The organism is Rhodococcus sp. R1101, assembly GCF_000278445.1.
GTDB lineage: Bacteria > Actinomycetota > Actinomycetes > Mycobacteriales > Mycobacteriaceae > Rhodococcus > Rhodococcus gordoniae.
Genome location: NZ_AJVB01000001.1, coordinates 27,050 through 43,133 on the forward strand (window position 1 = coordinate 27,050; position 16,084 = coordinate 43,133).

14 protein-coding genes are annotated in these 16,084 nt (G+C 67.6%); 4 read left to right on the top strand and 10 right to left on the bottom strand.

What is annotated here, in order from left to right; all coding sequences use genetic code 11:
* Positions 1 to 36: 36 nt before the first annotated feature.
* A complete protein-coding gene (locus R1101_RS0100085; RefSeq protein WP_016931452.1) occupies positions 37 to 3,333 on the bottom strand; it encodes an arabinosyltransferase domain-containing protein in 3,297 nt (1,098 codons plus the stop codon).
* 153 nt (positions 3,334 to 3,486) lie between these two features.
* Here R1101_RS0100085 and R1101_RS0100090 point away from each other — a divergent pair, with 153 nt between their 5' ends.
* Entirely contained in the window at positions 3,487 to 6,264 is a 2,778-nt protein-coding gene (locus tag R1101_RS0100090) for an FAD-binding and (Fe-S)-binding domain-containing protein (RefSeq protein WP_016931453.1), read from the top strand.
* Positions 6,265 to 6,278: 14 nt separating this feature from the next.
* Here the strand turns inward: R1101_RS0100090 and R1101_RS0100095 are convergent, their stop codons facing one another.
* The 5 genes from R1101_RS0100095 to R1101_RS0100115 form a co-directional block, all read right to left on the bottom strand.
* On the bottom strand, positions 6,279 to 6,938 hold the full coding sequence (locus R1101_RS0100095; RefSeq protein WP_232284632.1) for a hypothetical protein: 660 nt from the start codon (positions 6,936 to 6,938) through the stop codon (positions 6,279 to 6,281).
* Complete coding sequence (locus tag R1101_RS0100100; RefSeq protein WP_037221803.1) at positions 6,932 to 7,591, bottom strand: hypothetical protein; 660 nt, start codon at positions 7,589 to 7,591, stop codon at positions 6,932 to 6,934. The genes R1101_RS0100095 and R1101_RS0100100 overlap by 7 nt, the downstream gene beginning before the upstream one ends.
* Before the next feature lie 8 nt (positions 7,592 to 7,599).
* Positions 7,600 to 8,679, bottom strand: a complete 1,080-nt coding sequence (locus tag R1101_RS0100105; RefSeq protein WP_232284633.1) for a hypothetical protein — start codon at positions 8,677 to 8,679, stop codon at positions 7,600 to 7,602.
* 77 nt (positions 8,680 to 8,756) lie between these two features.
* The gene (locus R1101_RS0100110) at positions 8,757 to 9,032 is read right to left on the bottom strand and encodes a hypothetical protein (RefSeq protein ID WP_016931457.1); all 276 of its coding nucleotides are present in this window, start codon (positions 9,030 to 9,032) and stop codon (positions 8,757 to 8,759) included.
* A complete protein-coding gene (locus R1101_RS0100115) occupies positions 9,029 to 9,331 on the bottom strand; it encodes an SAV_915 family protein (protein WP_016931458.1) in 303 nt (100 codons plus the stop codon). The genes R1101_RS0100110 and R1101_RS0100115 overlap by 4 nt, the downstream gene beginning before the upstream one ends.
* 127 nt (positions 9,332 to 9,458) lie before the next feature.
* Here R1101_RS0100115 and R1101_RS0100120 point away from each other — a divergent pair, with 127 nt between their 5' ends.
* Positions 9,459 to 9,899: a DoxX family protein gene (locus tag R1101_RS0100120; protein WP_016931459.1), complete on the top strand. Its 441-nt coding sequence runs from the start codon at positions 9,459 to 9,461 to the stop codon at positions 9,897 to 9,899.
* Here R1101_RS0100120 and R1101_RS0100125 read toward each other — a convergent pair.
* From R1101_RS0100125 to R1101_RS0100135, 3 genes are all read right to left on the bottom strand, one after another.
* A complete protein-coding gene (locus R1101_RS0100125; protein ID WP_051017418.1) occupies positions 9,874 to 11,751 on the bottom strand; it encodes a galactan 5-O-arabinofuranosyltransferase in 1,878 nt (625 codons plus the stop codon). The genes R1101_RS0100120 and R1101_RS0100125 overlap by 26 nt on opposite strands.
* 115 nt (positions 11,752 to 11,866) lie before the next feature.
* On the bottom strand, positions 11,867 to 12,628 hold the full coding sequence (locus tag R1101_RS0100130; protein ID WP_016931461.1) for a decaprenylphospho-beta-D-erythro-pentofuranosid-2-ulose 2-reductase: 762 nt from the start codon (positions 12,626 to 12,628) through the stop codon (positions 11,867 to 11,869).
* Positions 12,628 to 14,052 carry an FAD-binding protein gene (locus R1101_RS0100135; RefSeq protein ID WP_016931462.1) on the bottom strand — a complete coding sequence of 475 codons (1,425 nt, stop codon included), beginning with the start codon at positions 14,050 to 14,052 and terminating at the stop codon, positions 12,628 to 12,630. The genes R1101_RS0100130 and R1101_RS0100135 overlap by 1 nt, the downstream gene beginning before the upstream one ends.
* 19 nt (positions 14,053 to 14,071) lie before the next feature.
* Here R1101_RS0100135 and R1101_RS0100140 point away from each other — a divergent pair, with 19 nt between their 5' ends.
* Both R1101_RS0100140 and R1101_RS0100145 read left to right on the top strand, forming a co-directional pair.
* A complete protein-coding gene (locus tag R1101_RS0100140; protein WP_016931463.1) occupies positions 14,072 to 14,605 on the top strand; it encodes a GtrA family protein in 534 nt (177 codons plus the stop codon).
* A 90-nt stretch (positions 14,606 to 14,695) separates the two neighbouring features.
* On the top strand, positions 14,696 to 15,565 hold the full coding sequence (locus R1101_RS0100145) for a DUF559 domain-containing protein (RefSeq protein WP_026002721.1): 870 nt from the start codon (positions 14,696 to 14,698) through the stop codon (positions 15,563 to 15,565).
* A gap of 49 nt (positions 15,566 to 15,614) precedes the next feature.
* Here R1101_RS0100145 and R1101_RS0100150 read toward each other — a convergent pair whose 3' ends face one another.
* On the bottom strand, positions 15,615 to 16,052 hold the full coding sequence (locus tag R1101_RS0100150; RefSeq protein WP_016931465.1) for a hypothetical protein: 438 nt from the start codon (positions 16,050 to 16,052) through the stop codon (positions 15,615 to 15,617).
* Between the last annotated feature and the right edge of the window lie 32 nt (positions 16,053 to 16,084).

The following is a 16,084-nucleotide window of genomic DNA, read 5'->3' on the forward strand; positions in this document are numbered from 1 at the left end:
ATGGTATCCGGCGACGTGGTGTGACGGCACTCGCCCTTACTCCAACAGGACCGGAACCCCGTCACGGATGCGGCCGGGTGACCACAGGCCGGAGCGGGTCGTCACGTCGGTGGCGACCTCGGCAGGGGAGGCCTCCGGATCGATCGGGAGGTACCGCTCGAGCGATCCCCAGTCGCGATCCCAGTCGTGATTCAGATAGGTGGGCACCGTCTCGGCGTTCAGCAGCAAGGGGATCCAGCCGAGCGGGCCACCGCCGATGTCGTCCTGCCAGCCGTTCGTCGCGTCGGCCCCGACGCGGTCGGGCAGGATGCGGTACTCGGGGACCTCGGCGACACCGTTGCGGTGGCCGAACGGACGCTGGCACGGGAAGGCGAGGCCCACCGACCAGTCGATCAGCACCGGAGCGTCGGATCCGACGACCTCCTGGAGGGTCTCCATGCGCGGCATCCGCGGCGGGGTGACCGCGACCCACTGATCGGAGGAGAGGTCACCGTCGTTCACGACGATCCGGACGGCGTCGGCGTCGGCGGGGATCGCGTCGCTCGGCACGCGCAGGTTGCGCCACGAGGGCGACGGGCCGATATCGATCGGTGCGAGCGTGGCCAGCGGCGTCACGTCGTCCCCGGACGACGATCCGAATTCCAGCACCACGTCCTGACCGGGGGTGATGACGCCGTCGGGGTCGACATAGCGCACGCGTCCCGCGGCGGTCACGACCAGCAGCGGTGTCTCAGCGGTGCGCTCGGGCAGCGCGTACCAGCCGGACTCGAGTTCGGCCGACTGCTGCACCCCGGTGCGGTAGCTGCCGAGGACCGGGGTGGTCTGCGGGTCGAGTCCGAACGGCAGTTTCACGGTGCTGCCGTTGATGCCTTCGTCGCTGGTGCGTCCACCCTCGGTGCCGGCGCTCGTGGAGGTGGTGGTGCCACCCTCCTCGCTGTCGACGGTGTTGGCGCCACCGGTCGTGGTGGTCTCCGCGTCGGCCGTGAGGTCGAGCGCCACTCCGTTCGGGGTGAAACCGACGGCGGTACCGGCACCCAGGGCCTTGCCCGGATCCCCGTCGAGGGGCTGAAGCATGGTCGCGTTCGGGTCGGTCTCCACGAGCACTTCGTCGGCGAGGGCGCAGTGGTTGCCGGTGAGCGCCGCCGCGTTCGACTTGGCGATCGAATAGGCCGGGTACTGCGAGACCGCGCCCTTGAGCAGGGACAACACCTCGAACACCACTACCGCCGCCGCGACCAGCGTGAGCGGCGCCGACGCCAGGGCCCGCACCCTGCCGTTGCGGTCGGGGCGTGGCGTGGTGAACGGCTCGCGCAGGTGGAACCACGCGGCGAGGAGCAGTGTGAGCACCGTCAGCGCGAGCAGTGCCGTGGAGAAGGTGTGGCCGGAGATCGACGGCGGCTTGTCCCACCACGGGATGCCGTAGCTCGAGACGTACCACCAGCCGTTCGAGCCGGTGAACGCCATGGCCAGGACGAACAGCACCCCGGCGGTGAACAGCGCCCGGTTGCGCGCCGAGCGGATACCGACCGCTCCCACCCCGATCGCGGCGAGCGCCGCCACCGACGCGGCCAGGCCCGCGTACACACCGAAATGGTGCGTCCACTTCGTGGGCGTGAGCATCATGAGCAGCAGCGACGCGAAGACGATGCCGAGGATGCGCCGCGAGGGTCCGATCGCGGTGCCCGGGATGCGGCCCTTGCGCAGGATCAGCATGACGCACACGACCAGGCACAACAGCATCACGAACACACCGAACCGGCGGGCCAGCGAACCGTCGGGGGAGACGGTGAGCAGTGCGTCCCAGCGCAGCCGCTCGTCGAACCACGGCACGTTCGGGCCCACGGCCGAGCGCACACGGGTCGCCTCGAGGACCGACGCGAGCGTCTGGTCGGCGAAGACCGCGATGAGCACGACGGTGCCCGACGCGAGGATCGGTGCGAGGGGCGCGACGACACCGACGAGATGCCGGCGCGCGACCAGCACCTTCACCAGGGGGCGCAGCCCGGCGAGGAGCGCGGCCACCGCGATCAGGCCGGTCGGGCCGGCGGCGAGCGAGAAGGCCGCGACAAGCACCGCGATCGCGGCGGGCAACATGCGTCCGGTCGCGATGGCGCGTTCGACGGAGCACCAGGTCAGCAGCGCACCGACCGCGATGATCGGCTCCGGGCGCAGGCCGTTGTTGTAGGGGAGCCAGAAGGCGAGGAAGACCAGTCCGGCCGTCCACAGCGACACCCGGCTGTGCCGGACGGCGACACCGAGCCGGGGGATGACCTCGCGGCCGATCACCATCCAGCACAGAATCGCCGCGACCAGCGTGGGCAGACGCATCCACACACTCGAGGTCGAGACCTGCGCGAACACGACGAGCACGTCGTAGAACCATCCGAACGGCGCCTCGGGCACACCGAACCAGCGGAAGTAGTTGGCCATGTACCCGGCCTCACCGGACACCCGCGCCATGTTGAGGATGTAGCCGTCGTCCGAAGTGTTCGCGCCGACGATGTGCCAGAGCAGCAGGGTGCCCACGACCACGACGTCCACGGAGGTGAACCGCCACCAGCGGGCCGGCAGGAACCGGCGTGCGCGGCGCCCGTCGATCCCGTCGAGTCGATGCAGGGCGACGAGCGAGACCAGCGTCGCGAGCGCGCACACGATCATCGCGAGAAGCTTGAGGACCGTGGGGGTCGAGGTGAACCGCGAGTCGAGCTCGGCGCGCACCGACAGTCGTTCGGCGGAGTCGCCGCCGTCGGGTTGGAAGGCCTCCGCAGGGCCGGTGAGCTCGCTGAAGACCCCCACGACCTGGGGACGCTCGTCACCTTCCAGTTCGACCGTGACCGGCGGATCCGCACCCACGATCTCGGCGGCGGTGCGTTCGGAGTTGGATGCGACGGTCACCGCCGTGCACGGCGCGTCGAGCGGCGCCGAGACGAGCACGGAGTTGCGCAGGACGGCCTCGATGGTGCCGGGGGCGCCGCCCTCACCGGGAACCGCCCGGATCACGAGGCCCTCGGCGGTGGCGTCGGGGGAGCCGGACGGAATGGTCGAGACGAGGGTCCCGCCGTCGGTGCCGAGCTGCGACGCCGCCGCGCACGGCACGCTCACCCGCAGTGTGAGCGGGGTGTAGGTGACGAGTGGCGCCTCGACGCTGTCGACGGTGCCGTTCTGCGGCCACTGCAGCTCACTGATCTCCTGCCGTACCGGCAGGAAGGGCAGGCTCAGCGCCAGCACGAACCCGAGCAACCCCGACACGATCGCGACGATCCGCGCGGTGCGGACGCGCGATGCCGGATCGGACGAATCGGTTTTCCCGGGCGAAGTGGTATCGGCTGGCACAAGCGTCGATGCTAGGCGAGTCGAGTCACGGGGCCGGCGCGTGCCACTGCGCGAGCGCCGCGGTGGCAGGGCCGCCGCACTCCTGCCGGCGCACTTCCGCGGTTCTGCCCGACCACCTCCGGCACGGCGTCCCCGCCACTAGCATCGCTGTCTATGAAGACCTCCACCCCGATCGGGCGCGCTCTGCGCGCGGCGGGCATCGGGGAGGTCTGCGACGACTCGACCACGCGCGCGCTGTACTCGTCCGACGCCTCCCTGTACCGCGTTCCGCCGCAGGCGGTGGTGCGCGCCCGATCGATCGACGAGGTCGCCGCGACGCTCGACGTGTGCCGGCGAGAGGGTGTTCCCCTCACCTCCCGCGGCACCGGCACCTCGCTCGCGGGCAACGCTGTCGGGCCCGGCGTCGTCCTCGACTTCTCGCGCCATCTGAACCGAGTTCTCTCCGTCGACCCCGAGACCCGGACCGCGCGGGTGCAACCGGGTGTCGTGCAGGCCGAGCTGCAGCGCGCCGCCGCTCCGCACGGTCTGCGCTTCGGTCCCGATCTGTCCACTCACAACCGGTGCACGATCGGCGGGATGATCGGTAACAACGCGTGCGGGGCGCGTGCGCTCGGTTACGGCCGCACGTCCGACAACGTCGTCGCTCTCGAGGTACTCACCGGCACCGGCCACCCCCTGTCGCTGCCCGGTGAGGATCCGATGCTGGAGCCGTTGCGGGAGATCGTCGCCCGCGACCTCGCGACCATCCGCACCGAATTCGGCCGCTTCGGCCGGCAGGTGTCGGGTTATGCGCTCGAGCATCTGCTGCCGGAGAACGGTTTCGACGTCCGAAAGCTGTTCGTCGGTAGCGAGGGCACGCTCGGGATCACGACCGAGGCGACGGTGCGGCTGGTCGTCGATCCCGCCTTCCGCACGATGGTCGTGCTCGGTTATCCCGACATCGTCGCCGCCGGGAACGCCGCGCACGGACTGCTGGGTTTCCGGCCCACGGCGTGCGAAGGGCTCGACTCGCGGATCGTCGACATCGTCCGCGCTCGGCGCGGACCGGACGCGGTACCGCCGCTCCCTTCGGGTGCGGCATGGCTGTTCGTCGAACTGGCCGGTGACGACGCCGACGAGGTCCGCGACCGGGCATGTGCGCTCGCTCAGGCCGCCGCCGCGACCGACCTGCTGCACGTCGAGGACCAGGCGCGTGCCGCTGCGCTGTGGCGTATCCGGGAGGACGGGTCCGGCCTGTCGGCGAGAAGCCCGAAGGGATTGCCCGCGCACGCGGGCTGGGAGGACGCCGCCGTCCCCGCCCACCGCGTCGGCGACTATCTCCGCGATTTCGAGGAACTGCTCGCCGGATACGATGTCACCGGCTACCCCTACGGGCACTTCGCCGACGGCTGCATCCACATCCGCCTCGACATCCCCCTCGAGGTTCCGGGTCTGTTCCGCGAATTCCTCTTCGAGGCAGCCGAACTCGTCGCCGAATACGGCGGGTCGATGTCGGGGGAGCACGGCGACGGGCGTGCCCGGAGCGAACTGCTGCCCGTGATGTACTCACCCGACGCGCTCGCACTGTTCGGGGCCGTGAAGTCGGTCTTCGATCCGGAGAACGTCCTCAACCCCGGCGTGCTCGTCGACCCGCGGCCCGTCGACGCCGACCTGCGCGTCCCGGCGGCCCGGAAGATCCGGGAGGGCCTGGCCTTCCGCTATCTCGAGGACGGCGGCGACTTCACGCAGGCCGTGCACCGGTGTACCGGGGTCGGCAAGTGCCGCGCCGACAACACCGGCACCGGCGGGGTGATGTGCCCGTCCTTCCTCGCGACCCGTGAGGAGAAGGACTCCACCCGAGGACGTGCCCGGGTGCTGCAGGAGATGCTCAACGGTCACCTCGTCGCCGAGTCGTGGCAGTCGCCGGAAGTGCACGAGGCGCTCGATCTGTGCTTGTCGTGCAAGGGATGTCTGTCGGATTGTCCGACCGGAGTCGACATGGCGACCCTCAAATCCGAAGTCCTGCACCAGACCTACCGGGGACGGAGGCGGCCCGCCAGTCACTACGGTCTCGGCAGGCTGCCGCAGTGGGCGGCGATCGCCTCCCGTGCACCACGCGCCGTCAACGCCCTTGCCCGCGCTCCGGGGGTCGCCCCGCTCGGGTTGACCGTCGCCGGTCTCGACCGCCGCCGCCGTGTACCGAGGTTCGCGCCCCGCACCTTCCGGAAGTGGTTCGCCGACACCCTCTCGCAACGATCCCGCACGGGCGACCCGGTGCTGCTGTTCGTCGACACTTTCACCGAGTACTTCACCCCGGAGATCGGGGTTGCCGCCGTGCGCGTGCTCGAAGCCGCCGGACACAGCGTGCACCTCACCGACGAACCCCGCTGCTGCGGCCTGACGTGGATCACCACCGGACAGCTCGACCAGGCCCGGAAAATCCTGGGCCGCACCGTCGCCGAACTCTTCCGCAGCGGCATGCCGATCGTCGGTCTCGAACCGTCGTGTACCGCCGTCCTGCGTTCCGACGCGGTCGAACTGCTCGGGTCCGCACCTGCTCGCCTCGTGGCCGACAGCACCACAACCCTCGCCGAACTCCTCGCCGACTGGGAACCGCCGTCGCTGGACGGCACACGGATCGTCGCACAACCCCACTGCCACCACCACGCCGTCATGGGATGGGGCGCCGACGCCGCCCTGTTGCGACGCGCGGGTGCCGACGTGCAGCGCCTCGCCGGCTGCTGCGGCCTGGCCGGGAATTTCGGAGTCGAACGCGGGCACTACGACGTGTCGGTGGCGGTCGCGCGAACCCAACTGCTGCCGGCGGTCGAGGCGGCATCCGACGACGCGGTGATCCTCGCCGACGGCTACTCGTGCCGTACCCAGCTGAGCGACCTCACGACGCGGCGCGGCACGCACCTGGCCGAGTTGCTGGCCTCACGACTGCCGTAGGTACGGCGGGCTCATCATCTGCGGCGTCGCGCTCTGGTGCGCTCGCTTCGGGTGGGGCGCGGCCCGAGTTCGTAGGGGATCTTCAGGATGTGGCGGGTCTTGGCATCGATGTCGCAGCTGCCGAAGGCGACGGAGTGGAGGATGCCGTTGTAGACGAGGTCCCACAGGTCAGGGTTTCCTTGAATATCGCTGATCTTGAACGAGTGGATCTCGTTGCCGTGAGCGTCTTTGAACCGGAGGACGCGGTTCGTTCCGTCGGCGGAGAAACGTATACGGGTGAGGTGGTAGGTGTCGACCCAGCTGTCGCGACATTGCACCCATGTGGATCCTGCTGCCGTCCAATGGTTCCTGATCCCGCGAAACATCAGCCAGCCACCCGCAGTGATGATGAGCCACGCACCCCACCAGTGAATCCAGCGAAGATCCCCGTTGGAGATTGTGAAGAACGCGACCGTAATGGTCATCAGGGTAAATGCGCTGATGTATTTTTCGCGGACGTGAGGTTGGAACCATTCGAGAGTGGGACCGAGATGGTCCGGTGCATCTGGTGGGTTCCGTGGGTTGCGTTCGAGCGGTGTGTATTCCGTGCCGTGGTAGATGCGGGGCGCCCGGGGTGGGCGGGGTTCGCCTGTGATCGAATCCGGCATCGGTGGTAGATCGATGGGGTTCACCATCTGCGGCGTCGTCCTCTGGTGCGTTCGCTTCGGGTGGGGCGCGGCCCGAGTTCGTAGGGGATTTTCAGGATGTGGCGGGTTTTGGCGTCGATGTCGCAGTTACCCGACGCGACGGAGTGGAGGATGCCGTTGTAGACCAGGTCCCACAGGTCGGGGTTACGTTGGATCTCACTGATCTTGAACGATTGGATTTTGTTGCCGTGGGCGTCTTTCAGTCGCAGGACACGACTGGGCCCATCAGCGGAGAAGCGGATGCGAGTGAGATGGTAGGTATCGACCCAGCTGTCGTGCCATTGGACCCAGGTGGCGCCGGCTGCGGTCCAGTGGTTTCCCTTGCCGAAGAACAACAATAGTGAACTTCCAGGGATGATGACCCACATGATCCACCAGTGGATCCAGCGAAAGTCTCCATTGATGACGGTGAGGTACACGACCAAGATTGCCGCTATGAGGAATGCGCCGATGTATCGGTCGCGCACGGTGGGTTGGAGCCATTCGAGAACGGGGCCGAGATGCTCCGGTGTTTTCGGCGGCTTACGGGGATGTCTGTCGGCCGGTGTGTATTCGGTTACGTGGTGGATGCGTGGCGCGCGAGGTGGGCGAGGCTCGCCGTTAACCGCGTCGGGCAGCGGAGGAAGATCGGTTGCGTTCATTAATGTCCTCAGAACAGATTGCCCACCCAGCGTGCCGCAGACCCGGCAGCACCGGAGATGTCGTCCCAGTGTTCGATTACTTCGCCCACACCGAACGCGACACCGACCCCGGCACCGACGGCGAGCAACGTGACGGGACCGCCGGCTGCGCTCGCGAGTATTAGTTCGGTCGCTACGGTTCCTGCGACGAACCCACCGACATCCTTCGCGACTGCCTTTACCGCTTCTCCGGTTGTTTCGGCATTCATCACGTCACTTGCGGTCTGGCCAGCGGTGAGAGCCAGTCCTAGATAAGGAACTTTCGAGCCCACACCCGCCAGAGTTGATCCTTTGGGAAACAGGTCGCCGAGGTTACCGCCGACACTCGAAACGAACTTGTTGTCACCGAGCCCGGCAAGCAGTCGAGAGTTCTCCGCAGCAAACCGCGCAGCATCGTCCGCTCCCCCTTGGAAGGCCCGAACAGCCCTGGCCGCAGTAGCTTCTGGGTACGGATCACCCAACCGCGCCGCTTCCGCGGCAAGCTCACGCAGCCGAGCAAGGTTCGCGCCGCGTGCCTCGGCCAGGTCTCCCCATTTCGACAGCTCGGAAACCGCCGTAGCCAGATACCCACCGACTGTGTGTAGAACCAGCCATCCCCACTGGGCTTCTGCGTCCTTCAGAATTGTCGTCGGCCCGCGCAGGGCTTCCGCGAGCGCGCTGTGCGCTGCAGTTTCGGCCGCGCGACCTTCCGTAACGAACCCCGCAGCCGCCTCGTAGGCTGCGATCTGTTTCGCCCGAAGTACCTGGGGTGCAATGTCGTACGAGTTCGGATCGACGTTGAGTGGCCCACCGATCCCGACGCCGAACTCCACGGGAATACCGGCTTCCGCCGCTGTCGCCTCGGCCTGTGACATGCGTGACCGGACGGTGACGAGTCCGTCGGCGAATGCGCGCAGGGCAGCGGCGATCACGTCGATCTGGTCTGCGGCCTCGGTCGTCCCCGTGATGATGCGGTCGAGCGTCGTGCGGAACGCATCTCCCGCAGGGCTTCTGAATTCGTACTCGGACTCGGTGCGTCCGTCGCGTGCCGCCTTCAGTCGGTCGTTCACACCCGTGGCGAGGGCAGTGAGCGAATCCGCGCATGCATAGCAGGAGGTGGGGTCGCCGAAGACTCGGGTGTCGAGGCTCATCCCTCACCGGCCTTCGCCATCTCCTGAGCAGTGTGCGACTCGGCGTCCTGGTAGGCGCGCAGACTGTCCTGGGCGGCGTCTGCTGCATCGGCCAGCGACCGGACCGCTGCGTCCAGCGCGGAAGCAATCGACCCGAGAGTGTCGACGAGCAGTGCTGTGGCGGCACCCGCGTCGGGTATCGGTGCTGGATCGGATCCGAGTTCGTCGATGCCCATCGCTCCGGTCGCCAGGTGCTTCGCGACCGTGTCGAGGTCGCCGATGTCGATGCTCACCGGGTCTCTCTCCTGCCGAGTGGGGCCTCGAACGGACGGTCGTCGTCCCCGACCGGGGGTGGCGGTGGTTGTCGGCCGTCGAGCAGGACCACGTCGTACCCGGTGGTCCGGTGGATCTCCTGCAGCCCTGTGCTGTCGACGCCCATCCACGGCTGCTGCGGTCCGCAGCAGCGGGCCAGTTCCTTCGGTGAGGTGTAGGCGGGCAACGCCAGCCGGCCGTCGGGCAGTGTGCGCATCTCGAGCCGAACGTGCCCGGAACTGTCGCGGCGTCGGATCGGCACATACAGAACGTCGCTCATGAATCCCCCGATTCCGTCGTACCCCCCGTACGACTCGCCGCGACCTTACCGCAGCGGCGATGAGTTTCCGGCTCCTGCCCGGTCGGTATCTGCGACAGCACCGCTGCCCACCTACCAGGAGGCCGTCATGAATACCTTCACCGCATCCACCACCGGCACCCGCGACGACATCGCCGCGGCACCCTCACGCGCCGCCCGCATCGCAGGCCTGATCGTCAGCGGTCTCGTCGTCCTGTTTCTGCTGTGGGACTCGATCATCCACATCGCCAACGTTTCGCAGGTGCAGGAAGCGATGGCCGATCTCGGGTTCGACCCGAGCCTCAACCGGGTGTTCGGCGTCGTCCTACTCGTCTGCCTGATCGCCTACGTCCTGCCGCCTACCGCAATCCTCGGCGCCGTACTCCTCACCGGCTATCTCGGCGGTGCTGTCGCGACGAATCTGCTCACCGAACAGCCCATCGTCAGCACGACTCTCTTCCCGATCTACACCGGAATTCTGGTATGGGGTGGATTGTGGTTGCGCGACATCGGAGTTCGTCGCATCATGCCGATTCGCCCGTCGCGGTGACGACGACGAACGGCCCCACCTCGGTCACGGTGAATCGGGGATCGTCGAACAGTTCCTTGGGGAAGGTCACCGTGTACCGCCGCACATTGGGATCGTTCGGGTAGACGTCCTCGGCCAGACGCAGCGTGTAGCCCTCGGCGCCCTGTCGGAAGACGACGGCGTCGGGGGCTCTCCACGGCAGCTCCTCCCACGCGGCGAGCAGTTCGCCGGGGGAGGAGAGCTCCGACCACTCCTCGATAGCTGCGGCCCGCGCGGAGAACTCCGCCAGCGGGTTGGCGTAGTGCGAGGTCAGGGCCTGGAAACCGAAGTACGGGTAGTAGGCGAGGAAAGACGTGTCGGCCGTGAGGACCACGTGGTCGTCACGCTCGCCGCCCAACTGCGACAGCAGGACGTCATCCACCTCGGCGTAATAGGACGCGGCACCGGCGGGTCGCTGATCGGCGCGTTCGCCGGCCCCGTCGGTATCGGTGTAGGCGACGGTGATCTCGCCGGCGAGTACCTGCGGAATGTTCTGCGCGAACGCCAGCGCACCCAGAGCCCCCACAGCCACGAGCACCCGGCGCACGCGCGGGTTCTCGCTGGTGGCCAGGCTGATCCACCGCGAGAAATCGACGAAGGCGAATGTGCCTGCGGCAGCGAGCAGTACGAGCAGGATCACCTCGAGCCGGAACGCGAGCAGGGTGTTGCCCACGGCGGTCGACGCCATCGACGCGAGGTACCAGAGGTAGACCGCGATCACGCCGAGGCCGAGCGCCTGCGCCCGATGCGACGACGACGCGCGGCCCACGAGCCACACGGTGCCCAGCAGAGACAGCAGTCCGATCAGGGACATGTGGAACATCGGCAACGGCAGTCGCGCACCGGCATCGGGGAGATAGTGGGTCGCGGTCCCGGACTCGGACGGGGGATTACCGCCCAGCACGTCGAACACGAACGGCGCCCACACGATCAACGCGACGAGCACCGCGATCGACGCCATCACCACGAGACGGACGAGCACCGGGAGGACCGCGCGCCACGACCCGGTGGCGCGACGCGCGAGGTACGCCGCGACGACGGCCATCACCGTCACCGCGAACGCCGCGATGCCGAGATAGAGGGTGTAGAAAGTCGCGGCGAGTCCGAGGAACAGGCCCGTCCCCACCACGGCGCCCCAACCCTGCCGTGCGCGTTTCCGGTAGTCGGAACTACCGGAAACACGCACGGGTGCGAACGCACCCCAGGCCAGCACCAACGCCGGCGCGACCAGCACGGCGATCACCGCTCCGTAGGGCTCCGGCGAACCGTAGGCCAGCACGACCAGCGTCGTCGCGGTAGCAGCGAGCACCGCGAGATCGGAGCGGACCAGTTCGGACCACAGCACCAGCGCGACGACCGCTGCGACCGTCAACGAGCCGATCGCGTACGGCTTGAACGCTTCCCAGCCGTCCATGCCCAGCAGATTCGCGACGCGACCGCCGACCCAGAACCACCCGGCCGGATAGAACGACGGCAGGTCGGCGTAGTTCATGTCGCGCAACGCCGCGCTGTCCGTCAGTCGTGTGAGGAACTGGGTGCGGAACTCCTGGTCGACGGAGATGCCGTGCAGGTAGAGGCGGGTCGCGGCGAGCGGCATCCCGAGGGTCGCGGTGACCAGACCCGACAACGCCGCCCACGACAGCACCCGCGCACCCGTCACCCATCTGCGGCGACGCAGCAGATAGATCGACAGGCCGAGCACGGCGAGTGCCGCGAACTGCATCACGGTGGTGACGGCCTGCGTCACGTTCGACGAATTGAACGCCGGCCACTGCACTCGGTCGAACGCGAACAGCCCCACCGCGGACACGACGATCGCGACGACCACCGCCATCGTGAGACGGCCTGCGGTCGTCGCGATCTTCCGGAGTGGGGCGACGGGAATGGTGGTGCTGCTCGCGTCTGTCACAGGAGCCGAGCCTACTGACACCACCGGTACCGGCAGGGGGTCAGATGGGCAGCTTGCGGAAGATCGCGCGCGGCAGGTGACGCAGCACGATCATCACGAACCGGAAAGTGCCCGGTGCCCAGACGATCTCCTTGCCGCGATCGGAGGCCGCGACCGCGAGCTTCGCGACGTCTTCCTTGTTCACGGTGAGCGGCGCCTCGTCGACGTGCGCGCTGAACTGGGTGCGCACCTGGCCGGGGCGCACGACGGTCACGCGCGGCCCGAACGGCCGCAGTGCCTCACCGAGTCCGAGATAGAAACCGTCGAGGCCGGCCTTGGTGGAACCGTAGACGAAGTTGGCGCGCTTCACGCGTTCGCCCGCGACGGACGACATCGCGATGATGCGGCCGAAGCCCTGCGCCTTCATCTTCTCGCCCACCAGCACACCCACGGAGACAGCGGCGGTGTAGTTGACCTCCGCGACCCGCACGGCCGTGCTCTGGTTCTGCCACAGCTCCTCGGCGTCGGCGTCGAGGCCGAAAGCGACGATCGCGATGTCGACGTCGCCGTCCTTCCATGCCTTGTCGATGACGGCCGGGTGGCTCGCGGTGTCGAGTGCGTCGAAGTCGATCAGGTCGACCTGGGTCGCGCCTGCGGACTTCGCCTGGGCGACGGCGTCCTCACGACGCGGGTCGCCGGGCAGGGCCGCGAGGATCACGCGGGCCGGTGCCTTGCGCAGGTACTCCTCGACGATGGCCAGGCCGATCTCGGAGGTGCCACCGAGCAGCAGCAGGGTCTGGGGATTGCCGACGGCGTTGATCATCAGTGGAGTTCCAACCTTCTGGACATATCGGAGGCGAAGACGTTCGTGGGGTCGACGGAGCGGCGCACCTTCAGCCACTCGTCGATCCGCGGGTACATGGCGTGGAAGGTCTCCGCGTCGGTCCGCGAATCCTTCGCGGTGTAGAGGCGACCACCGAACTCGAGGACCCGCTTGTCGAGCTCGCGCACGAACTCGTTCAGGCCCGCCTTGATCGGGAAGTCGACGCAGATGTTCCAGCCCTTCATGGGGAAGCTCAGCGGCGCCTTGTTGCCCTCACCGAACAGCTTGAAGACGTTCAGGAAGGAGTAGTGCCCCGACTGCTGGATATCGACGATGATCTTCTTGAACTCGTCGACCGCCTCGGGCGGCACCACGAACTGGTACTGCAGGAATCCGCCCGGGCCGTAGGCGCGGTTCCACTCACCGAACATGTCGAGCGGGTGATAGAACTGCGTCAGATTCTGGACCTTGCCGGTGTAGTTGCCCGACTTGCGGTACCAGACCTCGCCGACCGCCGAGAAGGTGTACTTGTTCGCCAGGCCGTTCGGGAAGATGTCCGGGAAGGTCAGCAGGGTCGGCGCGTCGAACTTCAGCGGGTTCTTCTGCAGCTTCTTCGGTAGCTGATCGAGCGTCGCGAGAGATCCACGCGAGATAGCGGCGCGGCCGAGCTTCGGTGGCGCGGCAACCGCGTCGAACCAGGCACTCGAGTAGTCGTAGTTCTCCTCGGAACCGTCGCTGTGCACCGCGATCGTCTCGTCGAGGGACGAGGTGACCACGCCGTCGGCGATGAAGTACGCCGTCTCGGTGGCGGTCATCTCGATGGTCGCGCGCAGGATGATGCCCGTCAGGCCCATGCCACCGACCGTGGCCCAGAACAGCTTGGAGTTGCGTCCGGTGGGCGTGCAGGTGCGGACCTGACCGTCGGCCGTGAGCAGGTCGATGGACTTGACGTGGTTGCCGAAGCTGCCCGCGCTGTGATGGTTCTTGCCGTGGATGTCGGAGCCGATGGCACCGCCGATCGTCACCTGACGCGTACCCGGCAGCACCGGAACCCACAGGCCCAACGGCAGCGCGGCACGCATGAGCTGGTCGAGATCGACGCCGCCGTCCACCACCACGCGCCGCGACTCGCGGTCGATGCTGTGGATCTTGTTCAGCGCCGTCATGTCGACGACGAGTCCGCCCGCGTTCTGCGCGGGGTCGCCGTAGGAGCGTCCGAGCCCGCGTGCGATCACGCCGCGCCGCAGGTGCGACGGCTTCGTCTCGTTGTCTTCCGCGACTCGCGCAACGGCCTTCGCGATCACGTCGACGTCGGGAGTGGACAGCACCTCTGCGGTGGTCGGCGCGGTGCGCCCCCAGCCGGTCAGGGTGCGGGTCTGGGTGGGGAGCGGCTCGCTCGCCTGCTCCGTAGCTGTCGTGGACATCGGGATAAAGGCTACCCGTGTGTCCTGGTCACCCGGCAAGATGCTGTTCCTCACGGGCGTTACCCTCGTCTGCGTGCCGGAATCCCACGACCATGTGCAGCCGCTGCCGGAGCATCACGCCCCATTGGCTCCCGAACTGCCGTTGACCGATTCGACGGCCGACGAAGCGCTGGACCTGAAGACGCAGCTCACGCGGTTCGTCCTGACCGGTGGGTTCTCGGCGATCGTCGACTACGGCCTGTACGTCCTGCTCATGGCGCTGGGTGTGACCCGCGACGTCGCGAAGGCCCTGTCGTTCGTGGCCGGCACCACCACCGCCTACCTGATCAACCGCCGCTGGACCTTCAAGGCCCCGCCCAGCCGCGTCCGTTTCGCCGCCGTGGTGGTCCTCTATGCCGTGACCTTCGCCGCACAGGTCGGCATCAACCGCGTACTCAACGAATCCCTCGGCGACGAGTGGTGGGTCACGCCCTTCGCCTTCGTCGTCGCCCAGGGCGTCGCGACGGTGATCAACTTCGTCGTCCAGCGGGTCGTGATCTTCCGCCTGCGCTGATCTGGTTGGTTCGACGGCGACATACACGGTCGGACCAACCAGATCCGAGCCGTGTGGAACCGGTCCGGCTCCGGCGGCGTCGAACCGGATATGTCACGCTCCCGAGCACACGCGATCATGGCCAGGCAGGACGGTGTCGTCACCCGCGATCAGGCGGTGCGGTGTGGTCTGAGCATCGCAATCATCGATCACTACGTGCGGTCGGGTGAATGGGTCTCACTGGTTCCCGGTGTGTATCTCCGTGCCGATCGGGAGCGGACCCCTTCGGTGCACCTTCGCGCCGCCGTCTACGGTGCGGGACGTGCGGCGACGGCATGGGGTCCGAGCGCTGCGTGGTGGCACGGAATCCTCGATCGACCGCCGGCGCGTCATTTCGTCACCGTCCCGCATTGCCGGGCGATCGTGAGGAACCGCAGCGTACAACTGCGTCGCAGGGACCTCCCCGCCGACGACGTCAGGATCGTCCGCGGTCTGCAGGTCACCGGGGTGCCGCTCACCGTGTTGGAGGCGGCAGTGGAGTTGCGGGAGGGCTCGGTCCTCATGGACAGGGCGTTGCAACGCCATACGTCGTTGCCTCTGCTGGAGCGGTCCCACCTGAGGAATCCGGGACGACGAGGCTCTCGTGCCGCCGAGAAGTTGCTCTGCACGGCTCGTGATGGTGGCCACTCCGGAGCCGAACGGATCTTCCACCGGCTGCTACGACAGGCGGGTTTCACCGGTTGGCGTGCGCACGTCATGAGCTGTGGATACGAGATCGACGTGGCGTTCGAGACCGATCGGGTAGCGATAGAGATCGACGGCTGGGCGTGGCATCGCGACGCGGAGCGTCATCGTCACGACACCGCTCGACAGAACGTCCTGATCAACGCGGGTTGGCATGTTCTGCGATTCACCTGGCACATGTTGACGCAGGACCCGGACGGGGTGGTCGGACAGATTCGTGCGGCACTCGCTCGGTGATCCGGTTGCTTCGACCGCGCCGACCGCCGTCGAAGCAACCGGATCGGGGCTATCGAGCGGTCCAGCCGGCGACGCCACGCACGAGCGTGAAGCTGACATTGCCGTCGATGGTGACGTATGCGGAGATCTTCCCGGCTCCGGTCTCCGAAGGAAGCAGGTTGCTGTTCGCGGGCACCTTCCCGCGCTCACCCGTGGTCTCGTTGTGCCAGTGCACGGTGCACGGGCAGAACGGGGAGCCGATACCACCGACCCACAGCGGCAGTTCGGGGGAGGCGGGGTCGGTTCGGAGCACAATCGGCGCGTCGATGAAAGGTGTTGCATTACCGGCGTATCCGCTCGAGCCCGTATCGAGGTACATACCCACCGTATTGGTGAACGACGTCCATCCCGGGTCTGCGGAGGCGGTGGAAGCGCCGGTGACAACGAGACCGGCTGCGACGGCGGCCGTGATGCCGGCGCTCGTGACGCGCCGAAGGGTTGCATTCACATTCACAGTAAGGTCCTGACTGTTCGGAAATC